We start from the raw sequence: 15,897 nt of genomic DNA, 5'->3' as shown, positions 1-15,897 counted from the left end.
TGCGACCACCTCACACCTTCCGTCACCGCGCACCCCGGAGCGAACCATGCCGACACCCCGGACCACGAGCCGACCGCCCCGCGGCCAACCCCAGCGCTGAGCACGTCGGCCGGTGGCGCCGCGGCACTCCCCGCCCGGCGGCCCGGACGTCCGTGGCGACCGACGTCGCTCTCGTGTCGACCTTCGCGGCCTTCATCGCGGTGTGCGCCCTGCTGCCGGCGATCCCGGTGGCGGGACTCGCGGTGCCGATCACGCTGCAGACGTTCGGCGTCATGCTCGCCGGCACGGTGCTGGGCGCTCGACGCGGTGCACTGGCGGCACTGCTCTACCTCGCCGTCGGGCTGGCCGGCCTGCCCGTCTTCTCCGGTGGCGCCGGTGGGCTCGCGATCGTGGGCGGGGCCTCGTTCGGCTACCTGCTCGCCTTCCCGCTGGCCGCCGCGATCGGCGGTGCGCTGGTCACCGCGGGCCGCCGGGTGCGCGCCCGGTACCTGCCGCTCGTCGTGTTCGGCTCCGCGATGGCCGGCAGCCTGCTGGCCACCCACCCGATCGGCATCACCGTGATGGGCTGGCGGCTGGGTCTTGAGCCCGCCGAGGCCGTCGTCACCGGCGCGACCTTCCTGCCCGGGGACGTGGTGAAGAACGTGCTGGTCGCCGTGGTCGCCACCGCGGTGTTCCGCGCCTTCCCCGACATGCTCCGCCAGCGCCGCTGAGCGGCGTGGCCGCGCGCACGGCAGGCCGCCGCCGCGCCCTCCGATGATCACCTTCGACGCCGCCTCGGTCACCGTCGAGGGCGCCGACGGGCCCGGCGGCCGCCCCACCGAGCTGGCGATCCTGCACCCGGTGACGTGCGAGCTCACCGAGCGACGGGTCGCCGTCGTCGGCGCGAACGGGTCGGGCAAGTCGACGCTGGCCAGGCTGGTCAACGGCCTGGCGACCCCGTCGTCGGGCAGCGTGCGGGTCGACGGGCTGGACACCGTGCGGGACGGCGCCGCGGTGCGCCGCCGGGTCGGGTTCGTCTTCACCGACCCCGACGCCCAGCTCGTCATGCCGACCCCGCGGGAGGACGTCGCCCTCTCGCTGCGCCGGCTCGGGCTGGGCCGCGACGCGCGCGACGCCCGGGTGCACGCCGTCCTCGACCGCTTCGGCCTGGCCGACCGCGCCGAGGTCAGCGTGCACGCGCTGTCCGGCGGGCAGAAGCAGCTGCTCGCGCTCGCGGGAGTGCTCGCCACCGAGCCGTCCGTGCTGGTGTGCGACGAGCCGACCACGCTGCTCGACCTGCGCTGGCGACGCGTCGTCGACGACCTGCTGGCCTCCCTGGACCAGCAGGTGCTGCAGGTGACGCACGACCTCGAGGCGGCGGCCCGCGCGGACCGCGTCCTCGTGGTCGACGGCGGGCGCGTCGTGTTCGACGGTCCCGCACCCGACGGCGTGGCGCACTACCGCGACCTCATGGCCGTCCGGTGAGCGTCGCGATGCCGCTCGGGCAGTACCGCCATGGGACGAGCGTGCTGCACCGGCTGCCCGCCCCCGCCAAGCTCGCCGCGCTCGGCGTGCTCGGTGTGGCGGTCGTGGTGTCGCGGGGGCCGGTGGCGTCCCTCGTGCTGCTCGCCCTCGCCGCGACCGCGGTCGCCGTCGCGCGGGTGTCGTGGCGCAGCACGGTGCGGTCGCTGCTCCCGGTGCTCGTCACAGCAGGCGTCCTGGCGGCGTACCAGTGGTGGCAGCGCGGGCCCGCCGTGGCGACCGAGGTGGCCGCAGACCTGCTCAGCCTCGTCCTCGCGGCGACCGCTGTCACGGCCACCACGCCCGCGGACCGCATGCTCGACGTGCTCGAACGGGCGGTGGGTCCGCTGCGCCGCGTCGGCGTCCGACCCGAGGTCGTCGCACTCGCGGTCGCCCTCATGCTCCGGGCTGTCCCCGCCCTGCTGACCACTGCGCACGAGGTCCGCGACGCGGCCCGCGCGCGCGGCCTCGAGCGCAACCCCCGCGCCGTGCTGGTGCCCACCGCGGTCCGCACGGTGGCACGCGCCCGGTCGACCGGTGAGGCGCTGGCCGCCCGCGGCATCGGCGACTGAGAGCGCGGGTGGCGTGCACGACCTCGAGTGCGTGCTGTCGTCGATCAGCCCCGGACCACCGAGAACGATGCGGCTCGTGGCCCCGCTAGCGTGTGCCCATGACCGCACCCACGCCCTACCTCCACCTCCCGGGGACGGCTCGTGAGGCCCTCATCTTCTACGGCGACGTGTTCGGGTGCGCCGTCCAGCTGCACACGTTCGAGGAGTTCGACCGGACGGACGGCCCCGCGGAGGCCGTCGCGCACGGGTACCTCGTGGACGGGCCCGTCGCGCTGTTCGCTGCGGACGCGACCGGTGGGGACGCCGCGCTGCGGTCGGAGGGGTTGATGTTCGCCCTGCTGGGGACAGCCGCACCCTCCGTCCTCCGCGCCTGGTTCGCCCGGCTCTCCGAGGGTGGCCGCGTCGTGGACGACCTGCAGACGCGACCGTGGGGCGCCACCGACGGGCAGGTGGTCGATCGCTACGGCCTGCACTGGCTCATCGGCTTCGAGGGCGACCAGACCCCTGACCCGCGAGCGTGCGCGACGTCGTCGGTCATCGCGGGCGCGGCCGCGAGGCGCCCGCCGCACCCAGCGAGCCCCGTCAGCGCCGACTCGCCGACGGTTCTCAGTCGCCGCAGCCGAGCCCCCGCTGATGGTCGTGACCACGCCGTCCGTGAGGCGGACCGTCAGGTCATCGGTGTGCGGGGCGGTGCCGGCGCCGAGCGCCCACAGCGTGACCCCGGGGTCCGGGGTGTCGAACGCCTCTCCGTTCGGGTAGGCGGCGCTCACCGCCCGCTCGGGGTCACCGAGGCCGACGCCCTCCGCCGTCGTCAGCGGCCCCAGCGCGGACGTCCCGGTGCGCTCGTCCAGCGCCCACCCGGCGACGTAGGGCTCGACGTCGGCGTCGGTCTCGTCGGTCGTCCGCACGAGCACCGTCAGCCCCTCCCACACCAGGCGCCGCCCCGGCAGCGCGCTGGTCACGCACGCGACGTCCGGGTCGGTGACCTCCGGCTCGGCCCCGAGGGTGTCCGTCAGGTACGGCACCACCTCGGCCTCGGGGGCGCCCGCCGGGAAGTCGGCGACCGCGCCCCCGACGTGCAGGGTGGGTGGGACGTCGGGCCGGGACGTGGCGGGCGGCGTGCTGGTCGGTGTGCTGGTCGGCATGCTGGGTCCGTCCGTCACCGACGGCGTCCCGAGGCCGGGCGTCGGGGCGGGTGCGGTCACGTCCGGCGTCCCCGGCGCCTGCGGTGCGTCGTCGGCCGTGCAGCCGCCGATCAGCCCGAGCGCGCCCACCAGGACGACGGCGAGGTGCGGGCGCCGACCGGTGAGGGTGCGCTGCGCGGTGGATCCGGTCATGGTGTCCTCCTCCTGCTCCGCGGGCGGGTCCGTGACCCGGCGAGGGCTGCTCCCCTCCCTCTGTCCGTGTCGGCCGGGCCGTCGGTCTTGCACGGGCGGCCGCCCGACCGGGCGGCTACGGTGCCGCGCATGACGTTCCAGGAGGGCGGGCGCTTCGGCGGCGGCAGGGTGCGCTCGCAGCGCGGTGGCGGTCGTCGGGGCGGCGGGTCCGGCGGCGGCGGTGGGAGCTTCGGCGGTGGGCGCGGTGGGCGCCGAGGACGCGGCGGCCGACGCGGCGGGGCGATCGGCGGCGGCGCCGGCGTAATCCTCGTCCTGGTCGGCTACCTCGTCTTCGGGCAGGACCTCACCCCGCTGGTCACCGGGGTGAGCAGCGGCGGTGGCACCGGCGGCGTCCAGGAGGAGCTCCTCGGGGAGTGCACCGCCGAGCAGGCCAACACCCGGCGGGACTGCCGGCTGGTCGCGACCGTCGACGCGAACGACACGTTCTGGGGCCAGACGCTCCCGGCGCTCGGTGTGGCGTACGTCGAGCCCGGCGTGGTGAGCTTCGAGCGGTCGGTCGACACCGCATGCGGCGCCGCGACCAGCGCCACCGGGCCGTTCTACTGCCCGCCCGACCAGACGGTGTACCTCGACCTCGGGTTCTACGACGACCTGCAGAGCCGGTTCGGTGCGAGCGGCGGGTCCCTCGCCGAGATCTACGTCCTGTCGCACGAGTTCGGTCACCACATCGAGCAGCTGACGGGCCTGATGGAGTCCGCCGACCGCAGCGGGTCCGGTCCCGAGTCCGACTCCGTCCGCATCGAGCTCACGGCGGACTGCCTCGCCGGCATGGTCATCGGCGATCTGGCCTCGACGGTGGACCCGGACACGGGGGTGCCGTACCTCCAGCGGATCACCGCGCAGGAGCTCGCGGACGCGCTGTCCGCGGCGTCCGCGGTGGGCGACGACCGCATCCAGCACCAGGCCACCGGCACGGTGAACCCCGAAGCGTGGACGCACGGGTCGAGCGAGCAGCGGCAGCGCTGGTTCACCATCGGCTACGACGGTGGGTCGTTCGACGACTGCAACGCGCTGGCGGCCGCGGGCCTGTAGGCGTGCGGGCCGGCAGCCGGGACGACGAACGGGCCCGCCGGTGCGTGTGCACCCGCGGGCCCGTCGACGTGCGTGGGGCGGCTCAGATGTTGAAGCCGAGCGCCCGCATCTGCTCGCGACCGTCGGGGGTGATCTTCTCCGGGCCCCACGGCGGCATCCAGACCCAGTTGATCCGGAAGCCGTCGACGAGACCGTCGAGGCTCGAGGCGGTCTGGTCCTCGATGACATCGGTCAGCGGGCACGCCGCGGACGTGAGCGTCATGTCGATGACGGCCTGGTTGTTCTGGTCGACGGTCAGCCCGTAGACGAGGCCCAGGTCGACGACGTTGATCCCGAGCTCGGGGTCGATGACGTCGCGCATGGCCTCCTCGACGTCCGCCGCGGTGGGCGGCGTCGTCACGGACGGCGTGGCCGGCGTGGTGCCGGACGGTGTCTCGGTGGTCATGCCTTCTCCTCGGTCGTGGTGGTGGACGTGGTGGCGGACGCCGTGACGGGCACGGCGACCCCGGACTTCGCGATCGCGTCCCGGAGCGCTGCCCAGCCCAGCAGCGCGCACTTGATCCTGGCGGGGTACTTCGCGACGCCCGTGAACGCGGTGGCATCCCCGAGGGCGTCCTCACGCTCGTCGTCCAGGCCGGCGCCACGCGTGTGCATGAGCGCCCGGAAGGTCTCCGAGATCTCGTCGACCGCGCGCAGGTCCGTCCCGGTCACCAGGTCGGTGAGCACGGAGACGGAGGCCTGCGAGATGCTGCAGCCCTGACCCTCCCAGCTCACCCGGTCCACGACCGGGACGGCCCCGTCGGTGCCGAGCGCGACCCGCAGGGTCACCTCGTCACCGCACGTGGGATTCACCTGGTGCGACTCCCCCGCCACGGCGCCGACCGGCCCGTCGACCAGGCCGCGGCCGTGCGGGTCGCGGGCGTGGTCAAGGATGACCTGCTGGTACAGCTGCTCCATCGAGCTCGTCACGCGTGCCTCCTCATCGGTCCCACCCGAAGAACGTCCGGACCCCCGCCAGTGCTTCCCGGAAGACGGCGATCTCCTGGGACGTGGTGTACACCGACGCCGACGCCCGCGCGGTGGCCGCGACCCCGAAGCGGCGGTGCAGCGGCTGGGCGCAGTGGTGCCCGACCCGCACGGCCACGCCGGCGTCGTCCAGCACCTGGCCGACGTCGTGCGCGTGCACGCCGTCGACGACGAACGACACCGTCGCCAGGCGGTCCCGCGTGTCGGTCGGGCCGATGACCCGCACGTCGGGGACGGACGCGACGGCGTCGAGCAGCTCCGCGGCCAGCGCCGCCTCGTGGGCGGCGACGGCGTCCATGCCGAGCTCGGCGAGGTACGCCGCCGCGGCGCCCATGCCGATCGCCTGCGCGACCATCTGGGTCCCGGCCTCGAACCGCTGCGGCGGCGGCGCGTACGTCGTGGACTCCATCGTGACGACCTCGACCATCGACCCGCCGGTGGTGACCGGCGGCATCGCCTCGAGCAGCTCGCGCCGCCCGTACAGCGCACCCACACCGGTCGGCCCGAGCATCTTGTGCCCGGAGAACACCGCGAAGTCGACACCGAGCCCGTGCAGGTCCACCGGCAGGTGCGGGACCGACTGGCACGCGTCGAGCACCGTGAGCGCACCGACCTCGCGCGCCCGGGCCACGAACGGGGCGACGTCGGTCACCGCGCCGGTCACGTTCGACGCGTGCGTGAACGCGAGCACCCGGGTCCGGTCCCCGACGACCTGCGCGAGCTCGTCGGTGCGCAGCCGGCCGTCGTCGTCCACCCCGATCCAGCGCACGACGGCGCCGGTCCGGGCCGCGAGCTCCTGCCACGGCACGAGGTTCGCGTGGTGCTCGGCCTCGGTGACGACGATCTCGTCGCCCGGGGCGAGCGCGAACCGGCGCGCGGCGTCCCCGCCGCGGCCGGCCGTCGCGTTGGACATCGCGTACGCCACGAGGTTGATCCCCGCGGTGGCGTTCGTCGTCCACACGATCTCGTCCACACCCGCGCCGACGAAGGACGCCACCTGCTCCCGGGCGTTCTCGAACGCCTCGGTCGCCTCCTCGGCGAGCTGGTGCGCGCCGCGGTGCACGGCGGCGTTGCGCTGGGCGTAGAAGTCCTGCTCGGCGTCCAGGACGACGTCGGGCTTCTGCGAGGTCGCGCCCGAGTCCAGGTACACCAGCGGCTTGCCGTCTCGCAGGGTGCGCGCGAGCAGGGGAAGTCTGCCCGCACGGCAGCCAGCTCCCCGGCACTCAGCCTCGTGTCCATGGTCTCGGTCATCGCCGTGCCCTCCAGGCGGTCGGTGGTGCTCAGGCGGAGGCGCCGGCGCCGAGGAAGCGGTCGTAGCCCTCGTTCTCGAGACGCTCAGCCAGCTCGGGCCCGCCCTCCTCGGCGACCTTGCCGTCGACGAAGACGTGGACGAAGTCCGGGGTGATGTAGCGCAGGATGCGCGTGTAGTGCGTGATGAGCAGGACGCCCACCTCGCCCCCCGAGCGGACGCGGTTGACGCCCTCGGAGACGACGCGCAGCGCATCGACGTCCAGCCCGGAGTCGGTCTCGTCGAGGATCGCGAACTTCGGCTTGAGGAGCTCCATCTGCAGGATCTCGTGGCGCTTCTTCTCACCGCCCGAGAAGCCCTCGTTGACGGAGCGCTCGGCGAACGCGGGGTCCATCCGCAGCTGGTCCATCGCGGACCGGACGTCCTTGACCCAGGTGCGCAGCGGCGGCGCCTGGCCGTCGATGGCGGTCTTCGCGGTGCGCAGGAAGTTCGAGACGCTGACGCCGGGGACCTCGACCGGGTACTGCATGGCGAGGAACATGCCGGCGCGGGCGCGGTCGTCGACGCTCATCGCGAGGACGTCCTCGCCGTCGAGCGTCACGGTACCCGCGGTGATCTGGTACTTGGGGTGACCCGCGAGGGAGTACGCGAGGGTGGACTTGCCGGACCCGTTGGGGCCCATGATCGCGTGCGTCTCGCCGCTCGCGACCGTCAGGTCGACACCGCGCAGGATGGGCTTGGGGCCCTCCTTGGTCTCGACGCTGACGTGCAGGTCGTGGATCTCCAGAGTGGACATGCGGTTCAGCTCTCCTTGGCGGTCACGATGGGGGCGTCGATGTCGACGAGCACGCGCTCGCCCTCGACGGTCACGGGGTACACGGGGACGGGCCGGGTGGCCGGCAGGCCGGTCGGGGCGCCGGTGTGCAGGTCGAACTTCGACCCGTGCAGCCAGCACTCCAGCGTCGTGCCCTCGACCTCGCCGTCCGACAGCGACACCGCCCCGTGCGAGCAGATGTCGTTGATGGCGTAGAGCTCGCCGTCCTCGGCCCGCACGACGGCGACCGGCACCGGGCCGTCCTCGCCCTCGAGCTCGGCGCGGAAGGCGCCGCAGGGCGGGACGTCCTGGGCGAAGCAGGCCAGCTGCGCGCTCACGCGTCGGCCGCCTCGACGGCCGGGTCACCGGCGATCTGGGGCAGGACCTCGAGGTCGCTCATGCTGCGCTCGAGCTCGGCCTCGATGGAGGCGATGAGGCGCTCCTCGATCTCGGGCACGCCGATCTGGTGGACCAGCTCGGCGAAGAAGCCGCGCACCACGAGGCGACGCGCGTCGGCCTCGGGGATGCCGCGCGAGCGCAGGTAGAAGAGCTGCTCGTCGTCGAAACGGCCGGTCGCCGAGGCGTGGCCGGCACCCTCGATCTCGCCGGTCTCGATCTCGAGGTTCGGCACCGAGTCGGCGCGGGCGCCGTCGGAGAGCACGAGGTTGCGGTTGAGCTCGTAGGTGTCGGTGCCCTCGGCGGCCGCCCGGATGAGGACGTCGCCGACCCACACCGTGTGCGCGCCGTCGCCCTGCAGGGCGCCCTTGTAGGTCACGCGCGAGCGGCAGGACGGCACCGCGTGGTCGACGAAGAGCCGGTGCTCCTGGTGCTGGCCCGCGTCGGCGTAGTACAGGCCGAGCATCTCGACCTCGCCGCCCTCGGCGGTGAACTCGGCGTCCGGGGTGACCCGGACGACGTCGCCGCCGAGCGTCACCACGATGTGCTTGACCTTGGCGTCCCGCCCGATGCGGATGCGGTGCGACGCGGCGTGCACCGCGCCCGTCGCCCAGTCCTGCACCGAGACCAGGGTGAGGTGGGCGCCGTCGTCGACGACGACCTCGACCGTCTCGGTGAGGGTCGCGGCGCCGACGTGGTCGAGCACGACGATCGACTCCGACAGCGCACCGGCGTGCACGAGCAGGTGGGTCGCCGTCGGCTCGGCCGCGGCGCCCTCCACACCCTCGACGCGGATCGACGTCGCGGTGGTCGCCACCGTCTGCGGCGGCACCGTCACGACGGTCGCGCGGTGGAAGGACTGCCACGCGGCCGCGGCCGCCCGGTCGCCGGGGACACCGGCGCGGCCCAGCCGGGCGTCGTCACGGTCGACGATCTCGACCTGGACCTCGGGGTCGTTGACGACCGTGGTGAGCACGCCGTGCCCACCGAGGTCCGCCGCGAACAGCGGCGCGACCCGGTCGACCGGGGTGAAGCGCCACTCCTCCTCGCGGCCGTTCGGCATCGGGAAGTCGGCGAGGTCGAACGACGTCGCCCGCTCGGCGCGCGAGCCCTGCGGCGTGCCACCGGTCCCGTGGGAGTGGGCGCCGTCCGCGACCGCCCGGGAGTGGTCGGTGGACAGGGTGGTGGTGGGGGTGGTCATCAGCCGACGGACCCTTCCATCTGGAGCTCGATGAGGCGGTTCAGCTCGAGCGCGTACTCCATGGGCAGCTCACGCGCGATGGGCTCGACGAACCCGCGCACGATCATGGCCATGGCCTCGGTCTCGGGCATCCCGCGGGACATGAGGTAGAACAGCTGGTCCTCGCTCACGCGGGAGACCGTCGCCTCGTGACCCATCGACACGTCGTCCTCGCGGACGTCGACATACGGGTAGGTGTCCGACCGCGAGATCTGGTCGACCAGAAGCGCGTCGCACAGCACGTTCGAGGCGGAGTGCGAGGCACCCTCGAGCACCTGCACGAGCCCGCGGTACGACGTGCGGCCACCGCCGCGCGCGACCGACTTGGACACGATGGACGACGACGTGTGCGGTGCGGCGTGCACCATCTTCGCGCCGGCGTCCTGGTGCTGGCCCTCGCCGGCGAACGCGATCGACAGCGTCTCGCCGCGCGCGTGCTCGCCCATGAGGTAGATGGCCGGGTACTTCATGGTCACCTTGGAGCCGATGTTCCCGTCGACCCACTCCATGGTCGCGCCCTCGGCGGCGGTCGCCCGCTTGGTGACGAGGTTGTACACGTTGTTCGACCAGTTCTGGATGGTCGTGTACCGCACGCGGGCGTTCTTCTTGACGATGATCTCGACGACCGCGGAGTGCAGCGAGTCGCTCGAGTAGACCGGCGCGGTGCAGCCCTCGACGTAGTGCACGTACGAGCCCTCGTCCGCGATGATCAGCGTCCGCTCGAACTGGCCCATGTTCTCGGTGTTGATGCGGAAGTAGGCCTGCAGCGGGATCTCGACGTGGACGCCCGGCGGGACGTAGACGAACGAGCCGCCCGACCACACCGCGGTGTTGAGCGCCGCGAACTTGTTGTCACCGGTGGGGATCACCGAGCCGAAGTACTGCTCGAAGATCTCCGGGTGCTCGCGCAGGCCGGTGTCGGTGTCCATGAAGATGACGCCCTGCTCCTCCAGGTCCTCGCGGATCTGGTGGTAGACGACCTCGGACTCGTACTGCGCGGCGACACCGGAGACGAGACGCTGCTTCTCGGCCTCCGGGATGCCCAGGCGGTCGTAGGTGTTGCGGATGTCCTCGGGCAGGTCGTCCCAGGTGGCGGCCTGCTTCTCGGTGGACCGCACGAAGTACTTGATGTTGTCGAAGTCGATGCCCGACAGGTCCGAGCCCCAGTTGGGCATCGGCTTCTTGTCGAACAGGCGCAGCGCCTTCAGGCGCGTCTTGAGCATCCACTCGGGCTCGTTCTTGAGCGCCGAGATGTTGCGCACGACGTCCTCGGAGAGCCCGCGCTGGGCGTTGGCGCCCGCGAGGTCGGAGTCGTGCCAGCCGTAGTTGTAGCTGCCGAGGGAGGCGATGGCCTCGTCCTGAGTCATCGGCGCGGGTGTCGGTGCTGCGCTGGCGTCCTGAGTAGGCGCACTCATGTCGTCTCCCCTTCGAGGGTTCGGATGGCGTGGGGCTGGGGGTCGGGAGGGTGGAGGTCGGGATGTTCGTGGTGCACACGTGACCGCCCGCGGCGAGCGTCGACAGCCGCTGCACGTGCACGCCCAGCAGCCGCGAGAAGGCCTGGGCCTCCGCCTCGCACAGCTGGGGGAACTCGGCTGCGATCTGCTGCACGGGGCAGTGGCCCTGGCACAGCTGGACCGTCGGGCGTCCGGGCACCGGTCGGGTGCTCGCGGCGTATCCGTCCGCCCCGAGGGCCGCGGCGAGCCGCTCGGCGCGGGCGGCGACGTCGGTGCCGGCGTCGTCGAGAGCGGCGGCGTACCGCTCCTCGATCGCCCGCACCCGCGACGCCGCGAAGGCCTCGACCGCGCCCGGGCCGGCGACCTCGACGAGGAACCGCAGGGCCTGCGACGCGAGCTCGGGGTAGGCGCTGGTCAGGGCGTCCTGGCCGCGGCGGGTCACCACGTACCGGCGGGCCGGCCGGCCCCGTCGTGCCGGTCGCGCGGGCCCGGTCCCGGTGCTCTCGTGCACCGCGATCTGTCCCTCGGTCTCGAGCACGCCGAGGTGGCGGCGGATCGCGGCGGCGGTCAGACCGAGCTCGGTCGCGAGCTCGGTGGTCGCGACCGGACCTGCGGACGCGACGAGGTGCAGCACACGCTGGCGGGTCGTGGCCTCGGTGTCGCCGGTCTCGGCAGGGTGTGCGGCCGAGTGGGTGGTCGAGCCGGTGGTCGGGCGCGCGGGGGCCATGCGGGAGGGGTGGGCGACGGGCAGGTCGCGTGCGGGACTCAGGGCCGTGCTCATGTCACCTCCACCGCTGGTCGGGATGCCGATGCCGATGCCGCCCGTCGGACGGCGGGCGGTGCGACGCACCACCCTGCTGATATTGCCAACATCCTTGTTGCCGAAATCCATCCCTGCAAGCAAGGTGGACCTCACCCGCTCGGCGGCAGCGTCCGCGCCGGTGCCCCGGGGCACGGTCCACGCCGCCCTAGACTCGCCCCCGTGCCCGCGCCCCCTGCCGTCGAGATCGTCGGGCTCGTCAAGCGGTACGCGGGCCGACCGGTGGTGAACGGGCTGGACCTCGTCGCGGAGCAGGGCGCGGTGACGGCCGTCCTCGGACCCAACGGGGCGGGCAAGACCACGACGGTCGAGTGCTGCGAGGGGCTGCGGTCCCCCGACGCCGGCCGCGTCCGCGTGCTCGGCCTCGACCCCGCCAGCGATGCCCGGGCGCTGCGGCCACGCGTCGGCGTCATGCTGCAGGACGGCGGCCTGCCGACCGGGGCCCGGGCCATGGAGGTCCTGCGGCACGTCGCGTCGATGTACGCCCGCCCCCGGGACGTCGACGCCCTGGCCGACCGGCTGGGTCTCGGTGCGTTCGCCCGGACGACGGTCCGGCGACTGTCCGGTGGGCAGCGTCAGCGGCTCGCGCTGGCCGCGGCCGTCGTCGGGCGCCCTGAGCTCGTGTTCCTCGACGAGCCGAGCGCGGGCATGGACCCGCAGGCCCGGCGCGCGGTCTGGGACCTGGTCCGGGAGCTGCGCGACGACGGCGTCGCCGTCGTCCTGACGACCCATCTCATGGACGAGGCCGAGAGCCTCGCCGACCGGGTCGTCGTCGTCGACCACGGGACGGTCATCGCCCAGGGACCGGTCGCCGACCTCCTCACCTCCCACGACGACCGGACGCTGCGGTTCTCGGCGACCCCCGACCTCGACGTGACCGACCTCACCGCCACCCTCACCGGGTCGGGCTCCGCCGCTCCGGACGCCGGCCCCGGCGTGCGCGAGGTCGCCCCCGGCGACTACGTGCTCACCGGGCCGGTCGACCCGCACGTGCTCGCGGCGCTGACCGCCTGGTGTGCGGCCCGGGACGTGCTCCCGCACCGGATCACCGTCGGGCGCCGCACCCTCGAGGACGTCTTCCTCGACCTGACCGGCAAGGACCTGCGATGACGACCCGCCCGACCGGGACCTCGACCAGCGCGGGGCACGCCGGGCACGCCGAGCCCGTCGCCGGGACCGTCGCGGGCCCGGGTGCGGCACCGGCCGCACGGCGGGTGCTCGCGCAGACCCTGTTCGAGACCCGCGCGATCCTGCGCAACGGCGAGCAGCTGCTCGTGACGCTCGTCCTGCCGGTGCTGCTCCTGCTCGGGCTGGCACGCACCACCGTGATCGGGTTGGGCACCGGGGGCGGCACCCGCATCGACGTCGTCGCGCCGGGGGTGCTCGCGCTGGCCGTGATGTCGACCGCGTTCACCTCGCAGGCGATCGCCACCAGCTTCGACCGCCGCAACGGCGTGCTGCGCCTGCTCGCCACCACACCGCTCGGGCGCGGTGGGCTGCTCGCCGGCAAGGTCCTCGGCGTGCTGGCGGTCGAGCTCGTGCAGGTCGTCGTCCTCGGCGCGGTCGCGCTCGCCCTCGGCTGGCAGCCCGCCGTCGCGGGCGTGGGCGCGGCGGTGCTCGCCGTCCTGCTCGGGACCGCGGCGTTCACGGGGCTCGCCCTGCTGATCGCCGGGACCCTGCGGGCGGAGGCGGTGCTCGCCCTGGCGAACCTCGTGCTCGTGCTGCTCGCGGTCGCCGGCGGCGTCGTCGTCCCGGCCGACCAGCTGCCCGGCCCGCTCGCGGCGATCGCGTCGGCGCTGCCGTCCGGCGCGCTCGGGGAGTCACTGCGCGCCGCGCTCGGCGACGGCGTCCTCGCCGCCGGTCCGCTGGCCGTGCTCGCCGCCTGGGCGGTCGTCCTCGGCGGGCTCGCCGCCCGCCTGTTCCGCTGGAGCTGATCGGCGATGTGACGCTCGTCGTCCGGGCCCTCGCGAGACCCGATCGCGTGGGTGCGGCGACTACCGTGGAGGGTGAGCACCATCCCGGCGCGGACCCCGGCCGCGCGCACCGCCGCGGCCCCGTCCACGCCGTCCCCGCGGTGGCCCGCGGCCCGGCGATGGACCCGCGCGGTGCTCATCGCCAACCTCGTGGCGCAGATGGGGATCATCGTCACCGGCGGCGCCGTGCGCCTGACCGGGTCCGGTCTCGGGTGCTCCACCTGGCCGCAGTGCGAGCCCGGCTCCTTCACGCCCGTCCTGCACGAGGCGACCACCTGGCACCCGCTGATCGAGTTCGGCAACCGCACGCTGACCGGCGTCGTCGGGGTCATCGCCATCGCCGTCGCCCTCCTCGTCGTCACCGACACCCGCCGCTCACGCGGGTATCGCTGGCTCGGCGTCGCCCCGCTGGTCGGCGTCCTCGTCCAGGCGGTCATCGGTGGCGTGACGGTCCTGCTGCACCTGCACCCCGCCGTCGTCGGCGTCCACATGCTCGTGTCGCTCGGCCTCGTCGCCGTCTCGACGCTGCTGCTGCGCCGCTCGGGCGAGGGCGACGGAGCGAGGGTCCCGGTGGTCGGCCCGCGCGCACGCGCGATCGGCCAGGCGCTGGGCGCGGTCGCCGTCGTCCTGCTCGCGCTCGGCATCGTCGTGACCGGCGCAGGCCCGCACGGCGGGGACGACGACGTCGCCTACCGGTTCGCCGTGGACCCCGTGCTCGTCGCGAAGCTGCACGCCGCCGCGGTGTGGGTGTTCGTCGTCCTCGCGGTGGCGCTGGCCGTCGCCCTCACCCGCGGCGATGCGACACGCCGGGCACGCCGCGCGGTCACCGTGCTGCTCGCGGTGACGCTCGCGCAGGGCCTGGTCGGGTACGTGCAGTACTTCACCGGCCTGCCCGCGCTGCTCGTCGGCGTGCACATGCTCGGCGCGGCACTGCTGGCGTCCTCGGTGACCTGGACGCTGCTGACGCTGCGGGAGCGCCCGCCGGTCGTGGGCGCCTCGACGCTCCCGGGCACCGCGGCACCCACGCGCACCGCGTGACCATCCGCCCCGCCCGGCCCGCCGACGCGGCCGCGCTCGACGACATCTGCGTGCGCACCGGCGACTCCGGCCAGGACGCGACCGACCGGTACGCCGAGCCGCACCTGCTCGCCGACGTGTACCTGCGGCCCTACCTGGCCCTCGAGCCGCACCTCGCCTTCGTGGTGGCCGACGACGACGCCCCGGCGCCGGCCGGCGTGGCGCAGGTCGGTGCGGCGCAGGCCGGTGCGGCGCAGGCCGGTCGGGCGCCGGCCGGTGCGGCGCAGGCCGGTGAGGCGCCGCGCAGCGCGGGACCCGGCCCGACGCCGACGGTCGGCGGCTACGTCGTCGGCGCGCGGGACACCGCGGAGTTCGAGCGCCGCTGTGAGCAGTACTGGTGGCCCGCGCTGCGCGAGCGCTACCCCGTCGAGCGGTGGACCGCGCGGGGCGGAGCGGACGCGACGCTCGTCCGGCACCTCCACGCCCCGCCGCGGGCCGACCCGGCCGTGCTCGCCGAGCACCCCTCGCACCTGCACGTCGACCTGCTGCCCCACTGGCAGGGCGCCGGCTGGGGCCGGCGGCTGCTCGGGACGCTGTGGGACGCGCTCGCCGCGGACGGCTCCCCGGGGTCCACCTCGTCGTCGCCCGGCGCAACGAGCGGGCGGTCGCGTTCTACCGCCGGATGGGGATGTCCGAGCTCACCGGCGACGACGGCAGCCTCACGTTCGGCCGTCGGCTGGGCTGACGGACACGGCTGGGCGGACGGACGCCGTCAGCGGATGCCGTCGAGGAACCGGAGCACGCGCTCGGTCAGCAGCGCGGCCGGGCCCTCGCGGTAGGACGGCAGGCTGCTGTCGGCGAAGAGGTGCTCGGCGCCGGCGTAGAGGAACAGCTCGGCGTCCGCGGTGTCCCGGACCAGCTCGCGCGCCGCGTCGATGTCGCCCTCGCCCGCGAAGTACGGGTCGGCGTCCATGCCGTGGACCTGCACCCGGACGCCCGGCGGCCACGGACCGCCGAACTCCTCCGGCGGCACGCAGGAGTGCAGCAGCAGCGCCCCCTTGGCCCCTGGCCGGGTCTGCGCCAGCCGCTGGGCGGGCATGACGCCGAGCGAGAAGCCCGCGTACACGAGTCCGTTCGGCAGTCCGTCGGCGGCCGCGACGCCGCGCTCGGCCAGCACGTCGAAGCCGACCGCGCGGGCGTGGGCGAGCCCGTCCTCGAGCCTCTCGAACACCTGCCCGTCGTACAGGTCCGGCACGTGGACCTCGTGCCCCACGGCCCGCAGCGCGTCGGCGAAGCCGCGCACGCCGGCCGTCACTCCGTGAGCATGATGGAACAGCAGCACCTCGGCCATGTCGCTCCTCCGGTTCTGCGCGCGGGTGCGCGCTCGGACAGCATCATGGCCCCCGC

Annotated in this window: 16 protein-coding genes and 1 pseudogene; 8 read left to right on the top strand and 9 right to left on the bottom strand. The window is 74.3% G+C overall.

Annotated elements, in window-relative coordinates; all coding sequences use genetic code 11:
- The first annotated feature begins 152 nt into the window (after positions 1-152).
- Genes REH70_RS06360 through REH70_RS06350 form a run of 3 tightly spaced genes read left to right on the top strand, consistent with a single transcriptional unit; the run spans position 153 to position 2,072 of the window.
- Positions 153-710 (top strand): biotin transporter BioY, encoded by a 558-nt coding sequence (locus REH70_RS06360; RefSeq protein ID WP_310753259.1) that lies wholly within the window; start codon positions 153-155, stop codon positions 708-710.
- Positions 711-753: 43 nt separating this feature from the next.
- The gene (locus tag REH70_RS06355; protein WP_310753257.1) at positions 754-1,464 is read left to right on the top strand and encodes an ABC transporter ATP-binding protein; all 711 of its coding nucleotides are present in this window, start codon (positions 754-756) and stop codon (positions 1,462-1,464) included.
- Complete coding sequence (locus REH70_RS06350) at positions 1,461-2,072, top strand: energy-coupling factor transporter transmembrane component T (RefSeq protein WP_310753255.1); 612 nt, start codon at positions 1,461-1,463, stop codon at positions 2,070-2,072. Before REH70_RS06355 ends, REH70_RS06350 begins: the two co-directional genes overlap by 4 nt.
- Positions 2,073-2,116: 44 nt before the next feature.
- Here REH70_RS06350 and REH70_RS06345 read toward each other — a convergent pair whose 3' ends face one another.
- Positions 2,117-3,409, bottom strand: coding sequence for a hypothetical protein (locus tag REH70_RS06345; protein WP_310753254.1), 1,293 nt, complete (start codon positions 3,407-3,409; stop codon positions 2,117-2,119).
- Positions 3,410-3,538: 129 nt separating this feature from the next.
- Between REH70_RS06345 and REH70_RS06340 the strand changes: the two genes are divergently transcribed.
- Positions 3,539-4,501, top strand: coding sequence for a neutral zinc metallopeptidase (locus REH70_RS06340; RefSeq protein ID WP_310753252.1), 963 nt, complete (start codon positions 3,539-3,541; stop codon positions 4,499-4,501).
- Between the two features lie 82 nt (positions 4,502-4,583).
- Here REH70_RS06340 and REH70_RS06335 read toward each other — a convergent pair whose 3' ends face one another.
- The 7 genes and pseudogenes from REH70_RS06335 to sufB form a co-directional block, all read right to left on the bottom strand.
- The gene (locus REH70_RS06335) at positions 4,584-4,946 is read right to left on the bottom strand and encodes a metal-sulfur cluster assembly factor (RefSeq protein ID WP_310753250.1); all 363 of its coding nucleotides are present in this window, start codon (positions 4,944-4,946) and stop codon (positions 4,584-4,586) included.
- The gene (gene sufU, locus REH70_RS06330; RefSeq protein ID WP_310754159.1) at positions 4,943-5,458 is read right to left on the bottom strand and encodes a Fe-S cluster assembly sulfur transfer protein SufU; all 516 of its coding nucleotides are present in this window, start codon (positions 5,456-5,458) and stop codon (positions 4,943-4,945) included. Before sufU ends, REH70_RS06335 begins: the two co-directional genes overlap by 4 nt.
- Positions 5,459-5,480: 22 nt before the next feature.
- A pseudogene (locus REH70_RS06325) lies at positions 5,481-6,766 on the bottom strand (SufS family cysteine desulfurase).
- A gap of 41 nt (positions 6,767-6,807) precedes the next feature.
- Positions 6,808-7,572: a Fe-S cluster assembly ATPase SufC gene (gene sufC / locus REH70_RS06320; protein WP_310753249.1), complete on the bottom strand. Its 765-nt coding sequence runs from the start codon at positions 7,570-7,572 to the stop codon at positions 6,808-6,810.
- Positions 7,573-7,577: 5 nt separating this feature from the next.
- Positions 7,578-7,928: a non-heme iron oxygenase ferredoxin subunit gene (locus REH70_RS06315; RefSeq protein WP_310753248.1), complete on the bottom strand. Its 351-nt coding sequence runs from the start codon at positions 7,926-7,928 to the stop codon at positions 7,578-7,580.
- Entirely contained in the window at positions 7,925-9,187 is a 1,263-nt protein-coding gene (sufD, locus tag REH70_RS06310; protein WP_310753246.1) for a Fe-S cluster assembly protein SufD, read from the bottom strand. Before sufD ends, REH70_RS06315 begins: the two co-directional genes overlap by 4 nt.
- Positions 9,187-10,641, bottom strand: a complete 1,455-nt coding sequence (sufB, locus tag REH70_RS06305) for a Fe-S cluster assembly protein SufB (RefSeq protein ID WP_310753245.1) — start codon at positions 10,639-10,641, stop codon at positions 9,187-9,189. Before sufB ends, sufD begins: the two co-directional genes overlap by 1 nt.
- Before the next feature lie 1,021 nt (positions 10,642-11,662).
- On the opposite strand from sufB, the gene REH70_RS06295 reads away from it, so the two are divergent.
- The 4 genes from REH70_RS06295 to REH70_RS06280 all read left to right on the top strand — a co-directional run bounded on the left by REH70_RS06295 (position 11,663) and on the right by REH70_RS06280 (position 15,329).
- On the top strand, positions 11,663-12,610 hold the full coding sequence (locus tag REH70_RS06295; protein WP_310753243.1) for an ABC transporter ATP-binding protein: 948 nt from the start codon (positions 11,663-11,665) through the stop codon (positions 12,608-12,610).
- Entirely contained in the window at positions 12,607-13,434 is an 828-nt protein-coding gene (locus REH70_RS06290) for an ABC transporter permease (protein WP_310753242.1), read from the top strand. Before REH70_RS06295 ends, REH70_RS06290 begins: the two co-directional genes overlap by 4 nt.
- A gap of 72 nt (positions 13,435-13,506) precedes the next feature.
- On the top strand, positions 13,507-14,511 hold the full coding sequence (locus tag REH70_RS06285) for a heme A synthase (RefSeq protein WP_396134686.1): 1,005 nt from the start codon (positions 13,507-13,509) through the stop codon (positions 14,509-14,511).
- A complete protein-coding gene (locus REH70_RS06280; RefSeq protein ID WP_310753241.1) occupies positions 14,508-15,329 on the top strand; it encodes a hypothetical protein in 822 nt (273 codons plus the stop codon). Before REH70_RS06285 ends, REH70_RS06280 begins: the two co-directional genes overlap by 4 nt.
- On the opposite strand, the gene REH70_RS06275 is transcribed toward REH70_RS06280, so the two are convergent.
- Entirely contained in the window at positions 15,263-15,841 is a 579-nt protein-coding gene (locus tag REH70_RS06275) for a dienelactone hydrolase family protein (protein WP_310753240.1), read from the bottom strand. The genes REH70_RS06280 and REH70_RS06275 overlap by 67 nt on opposite strands.
- Positions 15,842-15,897 lie beyond the last annotated feature (56 nt).

Source organism: Cellulomonas sp. ATA003 (genome assembly GCF_031582905.1).
Taxonomy (GTDB): Bacteria; Actinomycetota; Actinomycetes; order Actinomycetales; family Cellulomonadaceae; genus Pengzhenrongella.
Note: the sequence above shows the minus strand (reverse complement) of the source record. Positions and strands in the feature narration are given on the sequence as shown.

What these genes read in the sequence shown, in the direction of transcription:
- sufB (WP_310753245.1), bottom strand. Translation starts at nt 10,641, where the DNA reads ATGAGTGCGCCTACTCAGGACGCCAGCGCAGCACCGACACCCGCGCCG.
- sufC (WP_310753249.1), bottom strand. Translation starts at nt 7,572, where the DNA reads ATGTCCACTCTGGAGATCCACGACCTGCACGTCAGCGTCGAGACCAAG.
- sufU (WP_310754159.1), bottom strand. Translation starts at nt 5,458, where the DNA reads ATGGAGCAGCTGTACCAGCAGGTCATCCTTGACCACGCCCGCGACCCG.
- REH70_RS06355 (WP_310753257.1), top strand. Translation starts at nt 754, where the DNA reads ATGATCACCTTCGACGCCGCCTCGGTCACCGTCGAGGGCGCCGACGGG.
- REH70_RS06340 (WP_310753252.1), top strand. Translation starts at nt 3,539, where the DNA reads ATGACGTTCCAGGAGGGCGGGCGCTTCGGCGGCGGCAGGGTGCGCTCG.
- REH70_RS06275 (WP_310753240.1), bottom strand. Translation starts at nt 15,841, where the DNA reads ATGGCCGAGGTGCTGCTGTTCCATCATGCTCACGGAGTGACGGCCGGC.
- REH70_RS06335 (WP_310753250.1), bottom strand. Translation starts at nt 4,946, where the DNA reads ATGACCACCGAGACACCGTCCGGCACCACGCCGGCCACGCCGTCCGTG.
- sufD (WP_310753246.1), bottom strand. Translation starts at nt 9,187, where the DNA reads ATGACCACCCCCACCACCACCCTGTCCACCGACCACTCCCGGGCGGTC.
- REH70_RS06345 (WP_310753254.1), bottom strand. Translation starts at nt 3,409, where the DNA reads ATGACCGGATCCACCGCGCAGCGCACCCTCACCGGTCGGCGCCCGCAC.
- REH70_RS06290 (WP_310753242.1), top strand. Translation starts at nt 12,607, where the DNA reads ATGACGACCCGCCCGACCGGGACCTCGACCAGCGCGGGGCACGCCGGG.